The sequence below is a fragment of the Streptomyces sp. NBC_01445 genome, from assembly GCF_035918235.1.
Lineage (GTDB): Bacteria > Actinomycetota > Actinomycetes > Streptomycetales > Streptomycetaceae > Streptomyces.
The window spans coordinates 7327173-7344720 of record NZ_CP109485.1 but is presented as its reverse complement, the minus strand read 5'-3'; the positions used below and the strand labels follow the sequence as shown (position 1 = coordinate 7344720).

Sequence of the window (17548 nt, the reverse complement as noted above, 5' to 3'; positions counted from 1 at the left end):
GCGCTCGGTTCACGCTCGGCTCGTCCCGAGACTGGGGCCGAACTGACTTTTAGTCAATACCGGTGAGCGCCGGGGCGGATGTGTGCGCCACGTAATCTGAGCCGCATGAAACGCGCCGGCTGCATACTCCTGGCCGTGGCTCCGGTCGCCACGGTCGCGGTGTTCCTCTTCACGCCCGGACACGACGACGGCAAGGGCGGCTCGCACCGCACGTCCTCGTCGCAGCGCTCCGGCGGGGACGCCGAGGCGGCCAAGGCCGCCGCGGAGAAGAAGGCCGACGACGACGCCATCGCCGATCTGCCGCCGGGCCTCTCCGCGCCCGCGAAGAAGGAGCTCGCCCAGCAGATCGTGGCCAGCGCGGAGAACTCGACGCTCGACTGGCGCGGCCAGTACGGCTACATCGAGGACATCGAGGACGGGCAGGGCTACACGGCCGGGATCATCGGCTTCTGCACCGGCACGCACGACCTTCTCACCCTCGTCGAGCGGTACACGAAGGCCCACCCGGACAACGGCCTCGCCCGCTATCTGCCCGCCCTGCGCAAGGTCGACGGCACGGACTCCCACGAGGGCCTCGACCCCGGCTTCACCGCGGCGTGGAAGAAGGAGGCGTCCGACCCCGCCTTCCGCGCCGCCCAGAACTCCGAGCGCGACCGCGTCTACTTCGACCCGGCCGTCCGCCTCGCCAAGCTCGACGGCCTGGGCACGCTCGGCCAGTTCATCTACTACGACGCGATGGTCCTGCACGGCCCCGGCACCGGCCCGAGCGGCTTCTACGGCCTGCGCGAGAAGGCCATGCGGGAGGCGGACACCCCGGCGCAGGGCGGCAAGGAGAAGGCGTACCTCGACATCTTCCTCGACGTGCGCCGCACGGCGATGAAGGCGAAGAAGCCGGACCGCGACACGACCCGCATCGACACGGCCCAGCGGCAGTTCCTCTACGACGGCAACCTGACCCTGAAGACACCGCTGGTGTGGAAGGTGTACGGGGAGACGTACCGGGTGCCGTAACCGCCGAAGGGGTGGGACCACGACACAGACGCATATGACGCCCACTCAAGTCCCGGTTCCACATGCCCCGACCGGCACCACCTACACAGGCGTCACCCCCACCAACTACCCTCGAACATGCGTATGAGTTAGGCATGCACAGGCTGCCGAGCGCCACGGGGGAAGGCAAACGGGGATGGGTTACACGATTCCGGGCTGGCTGGACGAGGTCCTGGATTTCATCGGCATCAACTTCCCGAACGTGGACGAGGACGACTACCGCGAAATGGCCGACGCCATGCGGGAGTTCGCGGAGAAGTTCGAGGGTCACGGGGGCGACGCGCACAAGGCGTTCAGCCGTCTCCTTTCCTCATCCGAGGGCTGGGCCGTCGACGCGATGGAGAAACACTGGGCAAAGGTGAAGGGCAGTCACCTGGAGAAGCTCCCGGAGCTTGCCCGGCTGTTCGCGGACGCCTGTGACGGGCTCGCGGTCATCATCGAGGGGATGAAACGCAAGGCCGAGGCCGAACTCGCCATCATGGCAGGGTCGGTGGGCCTCTCCATCGGACTCGCGTGGGTCACCGGTGGCCTGTCGGCCGTGCTCGGCGCAGCCGAGATCGCGGCGATGCGGCAGGCGGTCAAGCGCATCCTCGACGAGGCCGTGGAGCGGATCGTCGACGAGGTGATCGCCAAGCTGACCGAGCCGGTCAACGCCAAGCTGGAGGCGATGGTCGAGGACATGGTCCTCGACCTGGCCGAAGGCGCGTTCTCCATACCGCCGGCCGACGGCAGCAGCGGCGGCGGCGGCGCGGGGCACGGCAAGGACGGGCACGGCGGGATGCAACTCGCCTCTGCCGGGGGCAACTCCGAAGGTTCCGGCGCCGGCCCGCAGAAGGCCACCAAGATCGATCACATCGAGTTCGAGGACGGCGCGGGCAAGGTCTCCCGGCACGGTGGCGACCTCAAGACGGCCGCCTCCGACCCGCTGGGCCGGGCCCGCGGCGCGTTCGGCCGCAGCAAGGGCCGCGACCCGTTCACCCAGGCGTTCGACAGCGTGCTGCACGGCGCGCTCAAGGGCACGGACAAAGCCCTCACCAAGATCGCCAAGCATGTGACCGAGACCGTTCCCGACCGGGTCAAGGCCACCTCTCGTATCCACAAGGGCAAGGACCATGACGTACGGAACAGGGTCGACGCCATCGACGCCGGCAAGCAGGGCGACGGCAAGAGCGGCGGCCCCGGCGTGGATGACGGCCGCGCAAAGGGCCTGCAGGACAAGCTGAAGCTGGCGTCTTCCGAACTGTCCCAGAGGGCACGCTCGTTGCAGAACAAGGAGACGTGCGGCGACCCGATCGACATGGCCAACGGGCAGATGATCCTCGCCCAGACCGATGTGGCACTGCCCGGCGTACTGCCGCTGATCCTGTGTCGCACGCACCTGTCCGGATACGACGGGGGCCGCTCCTTCGGCCCGTCCTGGGCCTGCACGCTCGACGAACGCCTGGAGCAGGACGAGGCGTTGGGCGGATTCTGGTGGCACCGGGAGGACGGCTCGGCTCTGGCGTATCCCCGGCTGCCCGATCTGCCCGGCGACCGGGTCGGTCCGGCCGCCGGGGAGCGGCTGCCCCTCACGTATGTCACGCGCGACAGCAGCTACGTGCTGACGGTGCAGGATCCGTACACCGGCCTCACCCGCCACTTCGAAGCCGCCGCCGCCCGGGATGACATGTGGTGGCTGGTCGGCATCGAGGACCGCAACGGCAACACCGTCACCGTGGAGCGCGACGAACACGACGTCCCGCTCAGCGTCACGCACAGCGGCGGATACCGCGTCCTCGTCGACTCCGAGGCCGAACAGGGCCAGGTCACCGCCCTGTCGGTGCTCGACGACGGCCGGCCCGTGACGCTGCGCACCTTCCGGTACGACGAGGCGGGTGACCTCGTCGAGATCTGCAACGCCGTCGGTGCTGCGACCCGCTTCGGCTACGACGGCGTCCACCGTGTCACCGGCTGGCGGGACTCCAACGACACCGCCTTCGACTACGCGTACGACGCCGGCGGCCGGGTCGTCGAGACCCGGGGCACCGACGGCATCCTCAACTCCCGTATCTCATACGGCGATGTGGAGCCGGACGGCACCAGCACGGTCACCTACACCGACTCCCTCGGGCACGCCACGGTCTACCGGGCCAACCACCACGGCCAGGTCATCGCCATCACCGACCCCCTCGGCCACACGACCACCCAGCAGTGGGACAGCCAGGACCGCCTCATGTCCCACACCGATCCGCTCGGGCGCACCACTCGCTGGGAGCGCGACGCGGACGGGAACGTGACCGCACTGACGGCCCCCGACGGGACCGTCACGCGCCTCGGCTACGACGCCCTGCGCATGCCGGTCTCCATCATCGCTCCAGACGGTGCCGTGACCCACCAGGAGTACGACGAGCGGGGCAATCGCACTGCGGTCGTCGGGCCGGACGGCGCCGTCCACCGCTTCACCCACGACGCGACCGGCGCGCTGGAGAGCATCACCGACCCGCTCGGCACCACCCTGCGCATGTCCCATGACGCGGCAGGGCTCCCGGTCGCGGTTCAGGACGCGCGCGGTGCCCGCACCGTCTGCCGCCGGGACTCTTTCGGACAGCCCGTCGAACTGACCGACGCGCTCGGCCGCACCAGCCGTATGGCCTGGGACGCCGAGGGCAGGCTCCGCACGCGCACCGCCCCCGACGGAAGCCACGAGGCGTGGGAGTGGGACGGCGAGGGCAACTGCGTCCGGCACACCGATCAGCTCGGCGGCGTCACCGCCTCCGCCTTCGGCCCGTTCGACCTGCTCTCCGCCCGCACCACGCCGGACGGCAGCACGCATACCTTCGTCCACGACACGGAGCAACGCCTCACCCAGGTGGTCAATCCGGCCGGGCTGGCGTGGACCTACACCTTCGACGCCGTCGGCCGGGTGCTCACCGAGACCGACTTCGACGGCCGCACCAGCCGTTGCGCCTACGATGCCGCCGGGCATCTCACCACCCGCACCAACGCGGCCGGGCAGACCGTCGGCTACGAGTTCGACGCGAACGGCAGGCTCGCCGCGAAAACCGTGGGGGACACGCGTACGTCGTTCTCGTACGACGAAGCATCCCGCCTCACCGCGGCCCAAAGTCCGCAGTGCGGCCTGGAGTTCACCTACGATGTCGCCGGACACCTGCTGACCCAGACCGTGGACGGCGCCACCCTGCGTCTCGGCTACGACCGGGCGGGCCGCCGCACTTCGCGCACCACCCCCACCGGTGCGCTGACCGAGCTGGGGTGGGACCCGGTCGGCAACCGCACCGCCCTCACCGTGGACGGCCGGCATGCCCTGGCCTTCGGCCACGACCTCCTCGGCCGCGAGACCGAACGCACCGTGGACGGAACACTGAGCCTCACGTCGGACTGGGACGCGGGAGACCGGCTCAGCGGGCAGAACCTCACCGTTGGGCCCGGCCGTCGCATCCGCGCACGCAGTTACACCTATCGGGCCGACAGTCATCTCACCGGCGTCCACGAGGCCGTCACGGGACGCGGCACCACGTACACCCTCGACCCGATCGGCCGGCCCCTGGACGCGGCGGGCCCCGCCGGGCCGGAGAACTACGCGTACGACGCGTCCGGCAACCAGGTCACCGCCCACTGGCCGGACCGCGCCGCGGACCCGGGCGCGCGTGGCGAACGCGACTACACCGGCACCCGCGTCACCCGCGCCGGACACACCCACTACCGCTACGACGACGCCGGACGTCTCGTCGAGCGCGTCAAGAAGCGCCTGTCCCGCAAGCCCGACGTCTGGCGCTACAGCTGGGACGCCGAGGACCGCCTGACCTCATGCACCACACCGGACGGCGCCACCTGGCACTACCGGTACGACCCGCTGGGCCGTCGCACCGCCAAGTACCGTCTGGACAACACGGGTTCGGTGCTCGACGAGACCCTCTTCACGTGGGACGGCACCCGCCTGACCGAGCAGGTGGACACCGCCACCGGCACCACGCTCACGTGGGACCACGACGGCTTCCGGCCGCTGGTCCAGTACGAGCGCAAGCGGCTGTCCGACGACGAGGTCGACACCCGCTTCTTCGCCATCGTCTCGGACCTCGTCGGCACCCCGACCGAGCTCGTCGACGAGAACGGCACGATCGCCTGGCGATCCCGCACCACGGTCTGGGGCACCACCGCCGTCAATCCCGACGCCGCCGCGCACACGCCGCTGCGCTATCCCGGCCAGTACGCGGATCCCGAGACCGGGCTCCACTACAACTACTTCCGGCACTACGACCCAGAGACGGCGCGGTACGTCAGCCCGGACCCGCTCGGCCTGATGCCGGCGCCCAACCCGGTCGCGTACGTCAGCAACCCGCTGGACCTCTACGACCCGGTCGGCCTCGCGCCGTGCCGCAAGGACCACTACGAGTGGACCCAGGGCAGCAACGGCCACGGCGGGAGCATCCGCTACAGGCCACTGGACCACCTCGGCCGCCCGACCGGCGTGTCCGCCTGCATCCGGCCGGAGATGCTGGACTCGGGTACGGAGGCGGGCAAGTCCAAGCCGCCCGGCTGGCGCGGTCACGGGACGGCGTTCAACGAGGCCCGCGGCCATCTCCTGGCCAACCGTCTCGGCGGCGCGGGTGTGGGGCACGCGGCCAAGCACAACCTCGTGACCCAGACGAACAACCCCACCAACTCGCCCTACCAGCGGGATCTGATCGAGGACAAGATCTACCGGGCCGTGGACGACAAGGACGAGGTCATCCAGTACGACATCACCCCGATCTACGCGGGGACCAATCCCGTCCCCATCCGCTTCGAGTACGCGGCGTACGGCAACAAGGGGTTCTCACTGGTCGACTCGCTCGACAACCCTGCGGGCGGGGTGCGCACCGCCATCCCCGGGTGGAATCCCTGAGTGGGTAGAGTCCCCCTCCGACCCCCGACACCGAACCCGCGTCCGAACCCGCCCCCGATCCCCGGGAGTCCTGGCCGATGCCCCGCACCACCCCGCCCCGCCCCGTCGACGTAGAAGCAGCCTTCCCCGAGCTGGTCGCCCTGCGCCGTTTCGCCACGCGGCTCCACCCGCGTCGTGGCATCCCCACGGCAGGTGACAGTTCGGTCGGCGGGCCGCTCCTGTGGCCCGCCGACGAGCCCTGGCCGATGTGCACCGTCCCGCACGAGCGTGGCAGCGGTTTCCGCTACGCCGACGTGCTGCGCAAACGGGAGATCCTGGAACAGGCACGGCAGCGCGACCCGGCCGGGCCGACCGCCTGGGAATCCGAGTTCATCGACAGTGTCCAGGCCGGCCCGCACGCCCCGCACCTCGCCGACACGGATCCCGTACCGATGATCGCCGTGGCCCAGCTGTACGGCCGCGACGTCCCCGGCCTGCCCGACACGGACGAAGGAGACCTGCTCCAGGTCTTCTGGTGCGGATTCGAACTGCACGGAGAGACCGGCCACGAACTCCACGTACAACTCCGCCGGCACCGGTCGGTGGACATCGGCACGCCGCTGACCGAGCAGCCGGCGCCCGAGGTCGTCGGCCGTGAGGAACTTGTGCCGTCCCCCTGCGTGCTGCACCCCGAGGAGATCGTCGAGCACCCCTACCTCGAGGTCCTGGACCCGTCTCTGCAGGACCGCATCGACGCGTGGGAGGGACCGGAGGAGGACGAGGGCCCGCAGTACATCTCCGATCTGTCCACGGCCCCCGGCTGGAAGATCAGCGGCTACATCGCCTGGAACCTCACCGGCCCGGCCCCCCTGAACTGCTCCGCCTGCGGAACAGAACTCATCCCGCTCCTCACCGCGGACCGGCGCGAATGGGACCCGGCCACCACCAGTTGGATCCCCTACGAGGATCAGCAGGACCGCAATGTCAGGCGCGCCAACATTCCTACCCGGGTGTCCCCCGGCCGTGGCCGACTGACCATCGCCGTGTGTCCCCTTGACGTGCACCATCCGCTCGGCCTCGTCACCCAGTGACCGGGGCCCTGGCCCACGCCTCGTGAGACCCCGCCCGTCGATGTCGAAGGCCTCTTCCCCGAGTTGAACGCGCTGCGCCGCACGGCCACCCGGCGAACGAGAGGCAAGAGGTAACCGATGGATCTGGTACTCGACCCGCCGCGCGGAGTCGCGCCGATCCTGCTGGGCATGACGCTCGACGAAGCGCTCGCCGCGGCGCCCGACAACTGGGGCGAGTCCCGCGTGCTGCGCCGTCCCAGCCGGAACTCGGCGAAGGCTTCCTGGACCCTCGACCACGTCGGTGTACAGGCCCTGGTAGAGGGCGGCACCGCCGTCACCGCGATCGAGCTGTGGTGGCCCGGCGAAGGCCGCACGTCCAGCACCCGCGTCCTGCTCGATGGGGACGAGGTGTTCACCACCCCCGCCCAGAGCCTCTTCACGCGCGCCGCAGAGCGGGGCTGGACGGTCGACACGTCGCAGCCCGAGTACCCGGTGATCCCCGGGGTGTCCCTCGGCTTCACCCGGCAGACCTCGCAGGAGGTCGAGCGGGACGCCGACGGCCTGCCGCGTTGTGTCACCTCGGTCCTGGTCGGCGGCAAGGAGTACTACAACTACCGCTACGAGAATCGCGGTTGAGCGGGTCTCTGATTCGTACGCCCGCCCAGCCGGGAAAGGGACGACGTCTCTCTGCCCGTGCGCGACCTGGCGGATTGGCGGCAGACGCACCGCGACGCCCGCCCAGTCGTCCGGTCGGGGACAGTGGGGCGAGCGTCGCGCTCGGTGCCGTACTCCTTTGTACGGGGGGATTTTGACGGGCTGTCAGGCCTCGGGGGTACGCACCGCAAACCCCGGCTGGAAACCCTGAGCGGATCCCGAGCGGATAGAGTCCCCTCCGCCCTCGCCGACCGTCTGTGACCGACACCCGATGCCCGGGAGCCCTGACCCATGCCGCGCACCACCCCGCCCCGCCCTGTCGACGTCGAAGCGCTCTTCCCCGAGCTGGGTGCGCTGCGACGCTCGGCGACCCGGCTGCATCCACGGCCCGGCACCCCCACGGTGCACGACAGCTCGGTCGGCGGTCCGATGCTGTGGCCCGCAGGAGAGCCGTGGCCGGTCTGCACGATCCCGCACAAGCGGTCCAGCGGCTACCGCTACGCCGATGTCCTGCGCGAGCGGGAGATCCTGGACCGGGCCTGGCGGCGCGATCCGCGGTCCGGCCCGAACGCCGAGGAGCGCGCCGAACTCGCCGGTTCCAAGCGTGGCCGGCACGCCCCGGACCTGACCGACAGCGACCCGATCCCGCTGCTCGCCGTCGCCCAGCTCCACCGCCGTGACGTCCCCGGACTCCCGTTCCCCGAAGAGGGCGATCTGCTCCAGGTGTTCTGGTGCGGCTACGAGCGGCACGGCGAGTCCCGCCACGAGCCGCACGTCCACCTCCGACGGCGTCATGCCGCGGACGTCACCGAGCCGCTCTCCGAGCAGCCGGTGCCCGAGGTCGTGGGCCGCGAGGAGCTCGTCCCGAGTGCGTGCGTCCTGCACCCCGAAGTGGTCACCGAGTACCCGTGGTTCGAGGAGCTCGGCCCCGGGCTGCAGGAGCGCATCGAGCGCTGGGCCGCGCCCGACGGCGAGGAGGAGGACGAGGACGAAGTCTACGTGTCGGACCTGTCGACGGCCCCCGGCTGGAAGGTCGGCGGTCACATCGCCTGGAACCTCACGGGGCCGACCCGCCTGAACTGCGCCGCCTGCGACGCGGACCTCTTCCCGCTCCTGACCGCGGCCGCCACCGAGTGGAATCCCAGCACGACCAGCTGGATCCCGTACGAGGACCGGCAGGACAGTGATGCCCGGGGCGCCAACACCCCGACCCGCGTCTCCCCCGGCCGCGGCCGCCTGACCATCGCCGTGTGCCCCCGCGACCCGCACCATCCGCTCCGGCTCGTCACGCAGTGAGTGACCCGCGGCGCGGCAGAGGGCAGACGCACCGCGACGCCCGCCCAGTCGTCCGGTCGGGGACAGTGGGGCGAGCGTCGCGCTCAGTTCCGTACGCCGTTGTACGGGACGTCTTTTGAGGGGCCGCCGTCAGGCCGCCGTCACGTCGGTCAGACCGTCAGGGAGCGGTCCGTCGGGCGGATCGGGGCCGGCAGTTCGCTGGCACCGGTCAGGAAGCGGTCGACCCCGCGGGCGGCCGAGCGGCCCTCCGCGATGGCCCACACGATGAGTGACTGGCCGCGGCCGGCGTCACCGGCGACGAAGACGCCGGGGACGTTGGTCTGGAACTCGTCGTCGCGCGCCACGTTGCCGCGCGCGTCGAGGTCCAGGGCGAACTGGGAGACGAGGCCGTTGTCCTGGTCCGTGCCCGTGAAGCCCATGGCGAGCGTGACGAGCTGGGCGGGGATCTTTCGCTCCGTGCCCGGCTTCGGCGTCAGCTTGCCGTCGATGAACTCCACCTCGGCGAGGTGCAGGAACTGGACGTTGCCGTCCTCGTCGCCCTCGAAGTGGGTGGTCGAGACGGAGTAGACCCGCTCGCCGCCCTCCTCGTGCGCGGACGTCACCTTGTAGAGCATGGGGAACGTCGGCCAGGGCTGGCCCGCGTTCCGGTCCTCACCGGGGCGCGGCATGATCTCCAGCTGCGTGACCGAGGCCGCGCCCTGGCGGTGGGCGGTGCCCACGCAGTCCGCGCCGGTGTCGCCGCCGCCGATGACGACGACGTGCTTGCCCTCGGCGGAGACGGGCGTGGTGACGTAGTCGCCCTCCTGGACCTTGTTGGCCAGGGGCAGGTACTCCATCGCCTGGTAGACGCCCTTGAGTTCACGTCCCGGGACCGGCAGGTCGCGGGCGGTTGTGGCACCGGCGGCGATGACCACGGCGTCGTAGCGCTTGCGCAGCTTCGCGGCGTCGATGTCGCGGCCGATCTCCACGCCCGTACGGAACTTGGTGCCCTCCGCGCGCATCTGCTCGATGCGGCGGTTGATGTGGCGCTTCTCCATCTTGAACTCGGGGATGCCGTAGCGGAGCAGGCCGCCGATGCGGTCGGCGCGCTCGTAGACGGCGACCGTGTGGCCGGCCCGCGTCAGCTGCTGGGCGGCGGCGAGGCCCGCCGGGCCCGAGCCGATGACGGCGACGGTCTTGCCGGAGAGGCGCTCCGGGGCCTGGGGCGCGACATCGCCGCGGTCCCACGCCTGGTCGATGATCGAGACCTCGACGTTCTTGATGGTGACGGCCGGCTGGTTGATGCCGAGCACGCACGCCGACTCACAGGGCGCCGGGCAGAGGCGGCCGGTGAACTCCGGGAAGTTGTTGGTGGCGTGCAGCCGCTCCTGCGCCGCCGACCAGTCCTCGCGGTACGCGTAGTCGTTCCACTCGGGGATCAGGTTCCCGAGCGGGCAGCCGTTGTGGCAGAACGGGATGCCGCAGTCCATGCAGCGGCCGGCCTGCTTGCTGATGATGGGGAGCAGGGAGCCGGGAACGTAGACCTCGTTCCAGTCCCGCACGCGCTCGCCGACCGGACGGGTCTTGGCGACCTCGCGGCCATGGTTGAGAAAGCCCTTGGGATCAGCCATTGGTCGCCGCCTCCATCATCTTCTCGGTGGTCTCGGACTCGGAGAGTCCGGCTCGCTCGGCGGCGTCCTTGGCGGCGAGCACTGCCTTGTACGTGCTGGGGATGATCTTGCTGAAGCGGTCCACCGCCGCCGGCCACTCCGCGAGGAGCTTCTCGGCGACCGTCGAGCCGGTCTCCTCCGCGTGGCGGCGCACGACGTCGTGCAGCCACTGCTTGTCGGTGTCGTCGAGGGCCTCAACTGCGGCCTGGGACAAGCCATTTACGTTGTTGAGGTCCAGGTCGACGACGTACGCGACACCGCCCGACATGCCGGCCGCGAAGTTGCGTCCGGTCTCGCCGAGGACGACCGCGTGGCCACCGGTCATGTACTCGCAGCCGTGGTCGCCCACGCCTTCCGAGACGACCGTCGCACCCGAGTTGCGGACGCAGAAGCGCTCGCCGGTGCGGCCGCGCAGGAACAGCTCGCCGCCCGTCGCGCCGTACGCGATCGTGTTGCCCGCGATCGTGGAGTACTCGGCGAGGTGGTCGGCGCCGCGGTCCGGGCGGACCACGATGCGGCCGCCGGACAGGCCCTTGCCGACGTAGTCGTTGGCGTCGCCCTCCAGGCGCAGGGTCACACCGCGCGGCACGAACGCGCCGAACGACTGGCCCGCGGAGCCGGTGAAGGTGATGTCGATGGTGTCGTCGGGCAGGCCCGCGCCACCGAACTTCTTCGTCACCTCGTGGCCGAGCATGGTGCCGACCGTGCGGTTGATGTTGCGGATCGCGACCTGGGCGCGGACCGGCTGGGCGTCGGCCTGCGCGTTCGCGTCGAGCGCGTCGGCGGCCAGCTTGATCAGCTCGTTGTCCAGGGCCTTCTCCAGGCCGTGGTCCTGAGTGATCACCTGGTGGCGCACGGCGCCCTCGGGCAGCTCGGGGACGTAGAAGAGGGGCTCGAGGTCGAGGCCCTGGGCCTTCCAGTGGTCCACGGCCCGCTCGGTGTCGAGGAGTTCGGCGTGGCCGACGGCCTCCTCGATGGTGCGGAAGCCGAGCTCGGCGAGGATCTCGCGGACCTCTTCGGCGATGAACTCGAAGAAGTTCACGACGAATTCGGCCTTGCCGGAGAACCGCTCGCGCAGGACGGGGTTCTGCGTGGCGATGCCGACCGGGCAGGTGTCCAGGTGGCAGACGCGCATCATGACGCAGCCGGAGACGACGAGCGGCGCGGTCGCGAAACCGAACTCCTCGGCGCCGAGCAGCGCGGCGATGACGACGTCGCGGCCGGTCTTGAGCTGGCCGTCGGTCTGGACGACGATGCGGTCGCGCAGGCCGTTGAGCAGCAGGGTCTGCTGGGTCTCGGCGAGACCGAGCTCCCAGGGACCGCCGGCGTGCTTGAGGGAGGTGAGCGGGGATGCGCCCGTACCGCCGTCGTGGCCGGAGATGAGCACCACGTCGGCGTGGGCCTTGGAGACACCCGCGGCGACCGTGCCGACGCCGACCTCGGAGACCAGCTTCACGTGAATCCGCGCCTGCGGGTTCGCGTTCTTCAGGTCGTGGATCAGCTGGGCCAGGTCCTCGATGGAGTAGATGTCGTGGTGCGGCGGCGGCGAGATGAGCCCGACGCCCGGCGTCGAGTGACGCGTCTTGGCGACCCACGGGTAGACCTTGTGGCCGGGCAGCTGGCCGCCCTCGCCGGGCTTGGCGCCCTGCGCCATCTTGATCTGGATGTCGTCCGCGTTGACCAGGTACTCGCTCGTGACACCGAAGCGGCCGGAGGCGACCTGCTTGATGCTGGAGCGGCGCGCCGGGTCGTACAGCCGGTCCGCGTCCTCGCCGCCCTCACCGGTGTTGGACTTGGCGCCCAGCTGGTTCATGGCGATGGCGAGGGTCTCGTGCGCCTCCTTGGAGATGGAGCCGTACGACATGGCGCCGGTCGAGAACCGCCTGACGATCTCACTGGCCGGCTCGACCTCGTCGATGGAGATCGCTTCGCGGCCGCTCTTGAAGCCGAAGAGGCCTCGCAGCGTCATCAGACGCTCCGACTGCTCGTTCACGCGGCCCGTGTACTTCTTGAAGATGTCGTAGCGCCGGTTGCGCGTGGCGTGCTGGAGGCGGAAGACCGTCTCCGGGTCGAACAGGTGCGGCTCGCCCTCGCGGCGCCACTGGTACTCGCCGCCGATGTCGAGGGCGCGGTGCGCGGGCGCGATGCCGCTCGCCGGGTACGCCTTCGCGTGACGGGCGGCCACCTCCTGAGCGATGACGTCGAGACCGGCGCCGCCGATCTTCGTCGCCGTGCCGTTGAAGTACTCCTCGACGAAGGCCTCGTCGAGGCCGACGGCCTCGAAGACCTGGGCGCCGCGGTAGGAGGCGACGGTCGAGATGCCCATCTTGGACATGACCTTCAGGACGCCCTTGCCGAGCGCGTAGATCAGGTTGCGGATGGCCTGCTCGGCCTCGATGCCGGGCAGGAACGTACCGGCGCGGACCAGGTCCTCGACGGACTCCATCGCCAGGTACGGGTTGACGGCCGCGGCGCCGAAGCCGATGAGGAGGGCCACGTGGTGGACCTCGCGCACATCGCCCGCCTCGACGAGCAGACCCACCTCGGTGCGCTGCTTCGTACGGATGAGGTGGTGGTGGACGGCCGCGGTGAGCAGCAGCGACGGGATCGGCGCGTGCTCGGCGTCGGAGTGCCGGTCAGAGAGCACGATCAGGCGGGCGCCGGCCTCTATGGCGGCGTCGGCCTCGGCGCAGATCTCCTCGATGCGGGCGGCGAGCGCGTCGCCGCCGCCGGAGACCCGGTACAGGCCGGACAGGGTCGCGGCCTTCATGCCGGGCATGTCGCCGTCGGCATTGATGTGTATGAGCTTGGCCAGCTCGTCGTTGTCGATCACCGGGAAGGGCAGGGTGACCGAACGACAGGAGGCCGCGGTCGGCTCCAGCAGGTTGCCCTGCGGGCCCAGCGAGGAGCGCAGCGAGGTGACGAGCTCCTCGCGGATGGCGTCCAGCGGCGGGTTCGTGACCTGCGCGAACAGCTGGGTGAAGTAGTCGAAGATCAGCCGCGGGCGGGCGGAGAGCGCCGCGATCGGCGAGTCCGTGCCCATGGAGCCGAGCGGCTCACCGCCGGTCTTGGCCATCGGCGTGAGGATGACGCGCAGCTCTTCCTCGGTGTAGCCGAAGGTCTGCTGGCGGCGGGTGACCGAGGCGTGGGTGTGGACGATGTGCTCGCGCTCGGGGAGGTCCTCGAGCTCGATCTCACCGGCCTCCAGCCACTCGGCGTACGGCTGCTCGGCGGCCAGGCCGGCCTTGATCTCGTCGTCCTCGATGATGCGGTGCTCGGCGGTGTCGACGAGGAACATCTTGCCGGGCTGGAGGCGGCCCTTGCGGACGACCTTCGCGGGGTCGATGTCGAGGACACCGACCTCGGAGCCGAGGACGACGAGGCCCTCGTCGGTGACCCAGTAGCGGCCGGGGCGCAGACCGTTGCGGTCGAGAACGGCACCCACCTGCGTACCGTCCGTGAAGGTCACGCACGCCGGGCCGTCCCAGGGCTCCATCATCGCGGAGTGGAACTGGTAGAAGGCGCGGCGGTCGGCCGCCATGGAGGCGTGGTTCTCCCAGGCCTCCGGGATCATCATCAGGACGCTGTGCGGCAGGGAGCGGCCGCCGAGGTGCAGCAGTTCGAGCACCTCGTCGAAGGAGGCCGAGTCCGAGGCGTCGGGCGTGCAGACGGGGAAGATCCGCGACAGTTCCTCGGCGCCGAACAGATCGGAGGCGAGCTGCGACTCGCGCGCCTTCATCCAGTTCCGGTTGCCCTTGACCGTGTTGATCTCACCGTTGTGCGCCACGAAGCGGTACGGGTGCGCGAGCGGCCAGCTCGGGAAGGTGTTCGTGGAGAACCGCGAGTGGACGAGAGCGATCGCAGATGCGAATCGGCGGTCCGACAGGTCGGGGAAGAAGGGCTCGAGCTGGCCGGTGGTCAGCATGCCCTTGTAGACGATGGTGCGGGCGGAGAGCGACGGGAAGTACACGCCGGCCTCGCGCTCGGCGCGCTTGCGCAGGATGAAGGCCTTGCGGTCGAGCGCGATGTCCTTCGCGGTGCCGTCGGCGTCCGAGACGAAGATCTGGCGGAAGGCCGGCATCGTCGAGCGGGCGGTGGCACCGAGGAGCTGCGGGGCGACCGGCACCTCGCGCCAGCCGAGGACGGTGAGGCCCTCCGCGGCGGCGATCGTCTCGGTCTGTGAGACGGCGGCGGCGTTGTCGGCCTCGTCGACGGGCAGGAAGGCGATGCCGACCGCGTACGCGCCGGCCTCGGGCAGATCGAAGGAGACCGCGGCACGCAGGAAGGCGTCCGGGACCTGGGACAGGATGCCCGCTCCGTCACCCGAGTCGGGCTCGGAACCGGTGGCACCTCGGTGCTCCAGGTTGCGCAGAACCGTGAGCGCCTGTTCGACCAGCGCGTGGCTCGCCTCGCCGGTGAGGGTGGCCACGAAGCCGACGCCGCAGGCGTCGTGCTCGTTGCGGGGGTCGTACATGCCCTGGGCTGCAGGGCGAGCATCCATGAACGGCTGGTTCATGGAGTGCTGGGACGGCTGGCGCGGCGTGCGCATCGGCTCTCCCGTCGTCGTTTTGCTTGGCATATGACATCTGCCGAGGGACGACGTTGGCCCTCTGCTGGGGTGCAAATTTCGTACAAGTTACATGATGGAGCGGTTCTCGGGAACCGGATACTCCGTTCCAACATGCGGACACCGCGGTGGCGGTGGCGGTGCCGCTCCCGATGACGGAACAGCGGCGGAAATAGCGACCTTCACGGGCAGATCGATGTCCGCGGGTCCATGAGCGAGGCGGGCGTCGTTGCCCGCAGCGCTTACGGCTCATGCCCCGCCGTTAAGCAATCGAAACCGCCAAGTAACGGCTACTTATACAGAGACCCGTATAGCCATCACTGGGGCGTCATCCTACGGCCGTACCGAACAGGCTGCCCAGGAGATACGTCACACCCGCCGCGGCACCACCGAGAGCCAGCTGGCGCACCCCGCTGAACCACCAGGACCGCGCCGTCACCTTGGCCACGATCGCCCCACAGGCGAAGAGGCCGATGAGCGCGAGCAGGACCGCGGGCCACAGGGCGCTCGCACCCAGCAGATAGGGCAGCAGCGGAAGCAGGGCGCCGAGCGCGAAGGACCCGAAGGAGGAGACGGCGGCGACCGTCGGCGACGGCAGGTCGCCCGGGTCGATGCCCAGCTCCTCGCGCGCGTGGATCTCAAGAGCCTGCTCGGGGTCCTTCGAGAGCTGGCGCGCGACTTCGCGGGCGAGGTCGGGCTCCACGCCGCGCGACATGTAGAGGTCGGCGAGCTCCCGCTCCTCGTCCGCGGGGTGCTTCCTCAACTCCCGTCGCTCGACGTCGAGTTCGGCCTCGACCAGCTCGCGCTGGGAGGCGACGGAGGTGTACTCGCCGGCGGCCATGGAGAAGGCGCCGGCGGCCAGGCCGGAGAGCCCGGTGATGATGATCGTCTGCTGCGACACGGCGCCGCCCGCGACACCGGTCATCAGGGCCAGGTTCGAGACGAGCCCGTCCATCGCGCCGAACACCGCGGGGCGCAGCCAGCCACCGTTGACATCGCGGTGCGTGTGGTTGTCGCGGTGCGCGTCGTGCAGCGTCGCTTCGGTCTCGATGATGGCCATTCCGCCCAGTGCTCCTCTCGTACGGAGCCGATGCCGCGCGGCGTTCCCGCGGGCCCGGACTCCCCCCTCAACAGCTTCGAAAGTACGCACGGAATCGGGCCCCCGCCAGCAAGGAAGGCCGTACTTACCAGGGCTTTCGACCGCTTTGCCCACCCGCTCGAACGGCCCTCGCCGTCACCCGAGAGATGGATCACATGATCGGAGCGTTGACGGACGGGGGAAACATCGCCGCAACACCTGTAAACGTTTCCACATGCGGTGAGGAGCGAACCCATGTCTCCGGTGCCGGGCGGCGGCCAGCCGACGATCGTGTCGATCGCGCGGCGGGCCGGGGTCTCCATCGCCTCGGTCTCCCGCGTCCTCAACGGTCTGGGCGCGCGGCGGGAGACCGTCGAACGGGTGGAGCGCGCCGCGTCGGAGCTCGGCTACGTACCCAACGCCGTGGCCCGCTCCCTCAAGGACGGCCGGACCCGGCAGCTCACGTTCGCGCTGCCGGACATCGGCAATCCGGCCTACGTGGCGATGGTCCGCGCCGTCCAGGGCGTCACCAAGAACCACGGCTACCGCCTGCTCCTGCACTCCACGGACGCGGTCGTCGACGACGAACTGGCCGTCCTGCGCAGCCTCGGCGACCGCACCAGCGACGGCCTGATCATCTGCCCCATCCGCATCACCGACGACCACATCGAGGCGCTGACCTGCGCGGCGGGCCCCGTCGTGGTCATGGGTTCCCTGCCGTCCGGGGTGCCCGTGGACAGCGTCCGCGCCGACTCGGTGACGGGCGCGGCCCTGGCCGTACGCCATCTGCACGACACCGGCTGCCGACGCATCGCGTTCATCAACGGCCCCTCCGACACGGTCCCCGGCCGCAACCGCGAGGAGGGCTACCGCGCGGCTCTCGCCGAGTGCGGACTCGTATACGACGACACGCTGGTCGTCGAGACCGGGTTCGGCATCGAGGCGGGGGCCCTGGCTGCCGCGGAACTGCTCGCCCGGCGCCCCGACGCCGTCTTCTGCGCCAACGACCAGCTGGCGCTCGGCGCGGCCCGCGCGCTGCACTCGCGGGGCCTGCGCATACCGCAGGACGTAGCGGTCGCGGGGATGGACGACAGCGTGCTCGCCCAGTCGGTCTGGCCCCCGCTGACCAGCGTCGACCTGGGCTCGACAGAACGCGGGCGGCGAGCGGCCGAACTCCTGGTGGAACGCCTGGACGGCACGGCCCCGACGCCTCGCGGCACCACGGCCACGGCCCCACCCCGCCTGGTGGTCCGCGCATCCACAGCACCGACCGAGAACACGAGGTCCACATGAGCGCCAACCGCACCTCGCAGAGCCCGA

The 17548-nt window shown here is 70.3% G+C and carries 9 protein-coding genes; 6 read left to right on the top strand and 3 right to left on the bottom strand.

The genetic code is table 11. The annotated features are described in order from the left end of the window. Positions 1–105 precede the first annotated feature (105 nt). From OG574_RS33350 to OG574_RS33330, 5 genes are all read left to right on the top strand, one after another. Positions 106–1011 carry a chitosanase gene (locus OG574_RS33350; protein WP_326776221.1) on the top strand — a complete coding sequence of 302 codons (906 nt, stop codon included), beginning with the start codon at positions 106–108 and terminating at the stop codon, positions 1009–1011. A 175-nt stretch (positions 1012–1186) separates the two neighbouring features. Further along, positions 1187–5935 (top strand): RHS repeat-associated core domain-containing protein, encoded by a 4749-nt coding sequence (locus OG574_RS33345; protein ID WP_326776220.1) that lies wholly within the window; start codon positions 1187–1189, stop codon positions 5933–5935. 77 nt (positions 5936–6012) lie between these two features. Beyond that, a complete protein-coding gene (locus OG574_RS33340; protein ID WP_326776219.1) occupies positions 6013–7005 on the top strand; it encodes a hypothetical protein in 993 nt (330 codons plus the stop codon). 117 nt (positions 7006–7122) lie between these two features. Next, positions 7123–7620, top strand: coding sequence for a hypothetical protein (locus tag OG574_RS33335; RefSeq protein ID WP_326776218.1), 498 nt, complete (start codon positions 7123–7125; stop codon positions 7618–7620). A gap of 309 nt (positions 7621–7929) precedes the next feature. Further along, entirely contained in the window at positions 7930–8934 is a 1005-nt protein-coding gene (locus OG574_RS33330; RefSeq protein WP_326776217.1) for a hypothetical protein, read from the top strand. A 149-nt stretch (positions 8935–9083) separates the two neighbouring features. Here OG574_RS33330 and OG574_RS33325 read toward each other — a convergent pair whose 3' ends face one another. The 3 genes from OG574_RS33325 to OG574_RS33315 all read right to left on the bottom strand — a co-directional run bounded on the left by OG574_RS33325 (position 9084) and on the right by OG574_RS33315 (position 16210). Further along, entirely contained in the window at positions 9084–10544 is a 1461-nt protein-coding gene (locus tag OG574_RS33325; RefSeq protein ID WP_326776216.1) for a glutamate synthase subunit beta, read from the bottom strand. Continuing rightward, positions 10537–15132, bottom strand: a complete 4596-nt coding sequence (gene gltB / locus OG574_RS33320; protein WP_326776215.1) for a glutamate synthase large subunit — start codon at positions 15130–15132, stop codon at positions 10537–10539. Before gltB ends, OG574_RS33325 begins: the two co-directional genes overlap by 8 nt. 346 nt (positions 15133–15478) lie before the next feature. Further along, a complete protein-coding gene (locus OG574_RS33315; RefSeq protein WP_326776214.1) occupies positions 15479–16210 on the bottom strand; it encodes a VIT1/CCC1 transporter family protein in 732 nt (243 codons plus the stop codon). Between the two features lie 273 nt (positions 16211–16483). Between OG574_RS33315 and OG574_RS33310 the strand changes: the two genes are divergently transcribed. Then, a complete protein-coding gene (locus OG574_RS33310) occupies positions 16484–17521 on the top strand; it encodes a LacI family DNA-binding transcriptional regulator (protein WP_326776213.1) in 1038 nt (345 codons plus the stop codon). The last annotated feature ends 27 nt before the right edge of the window (positions 17522–17548 follow it).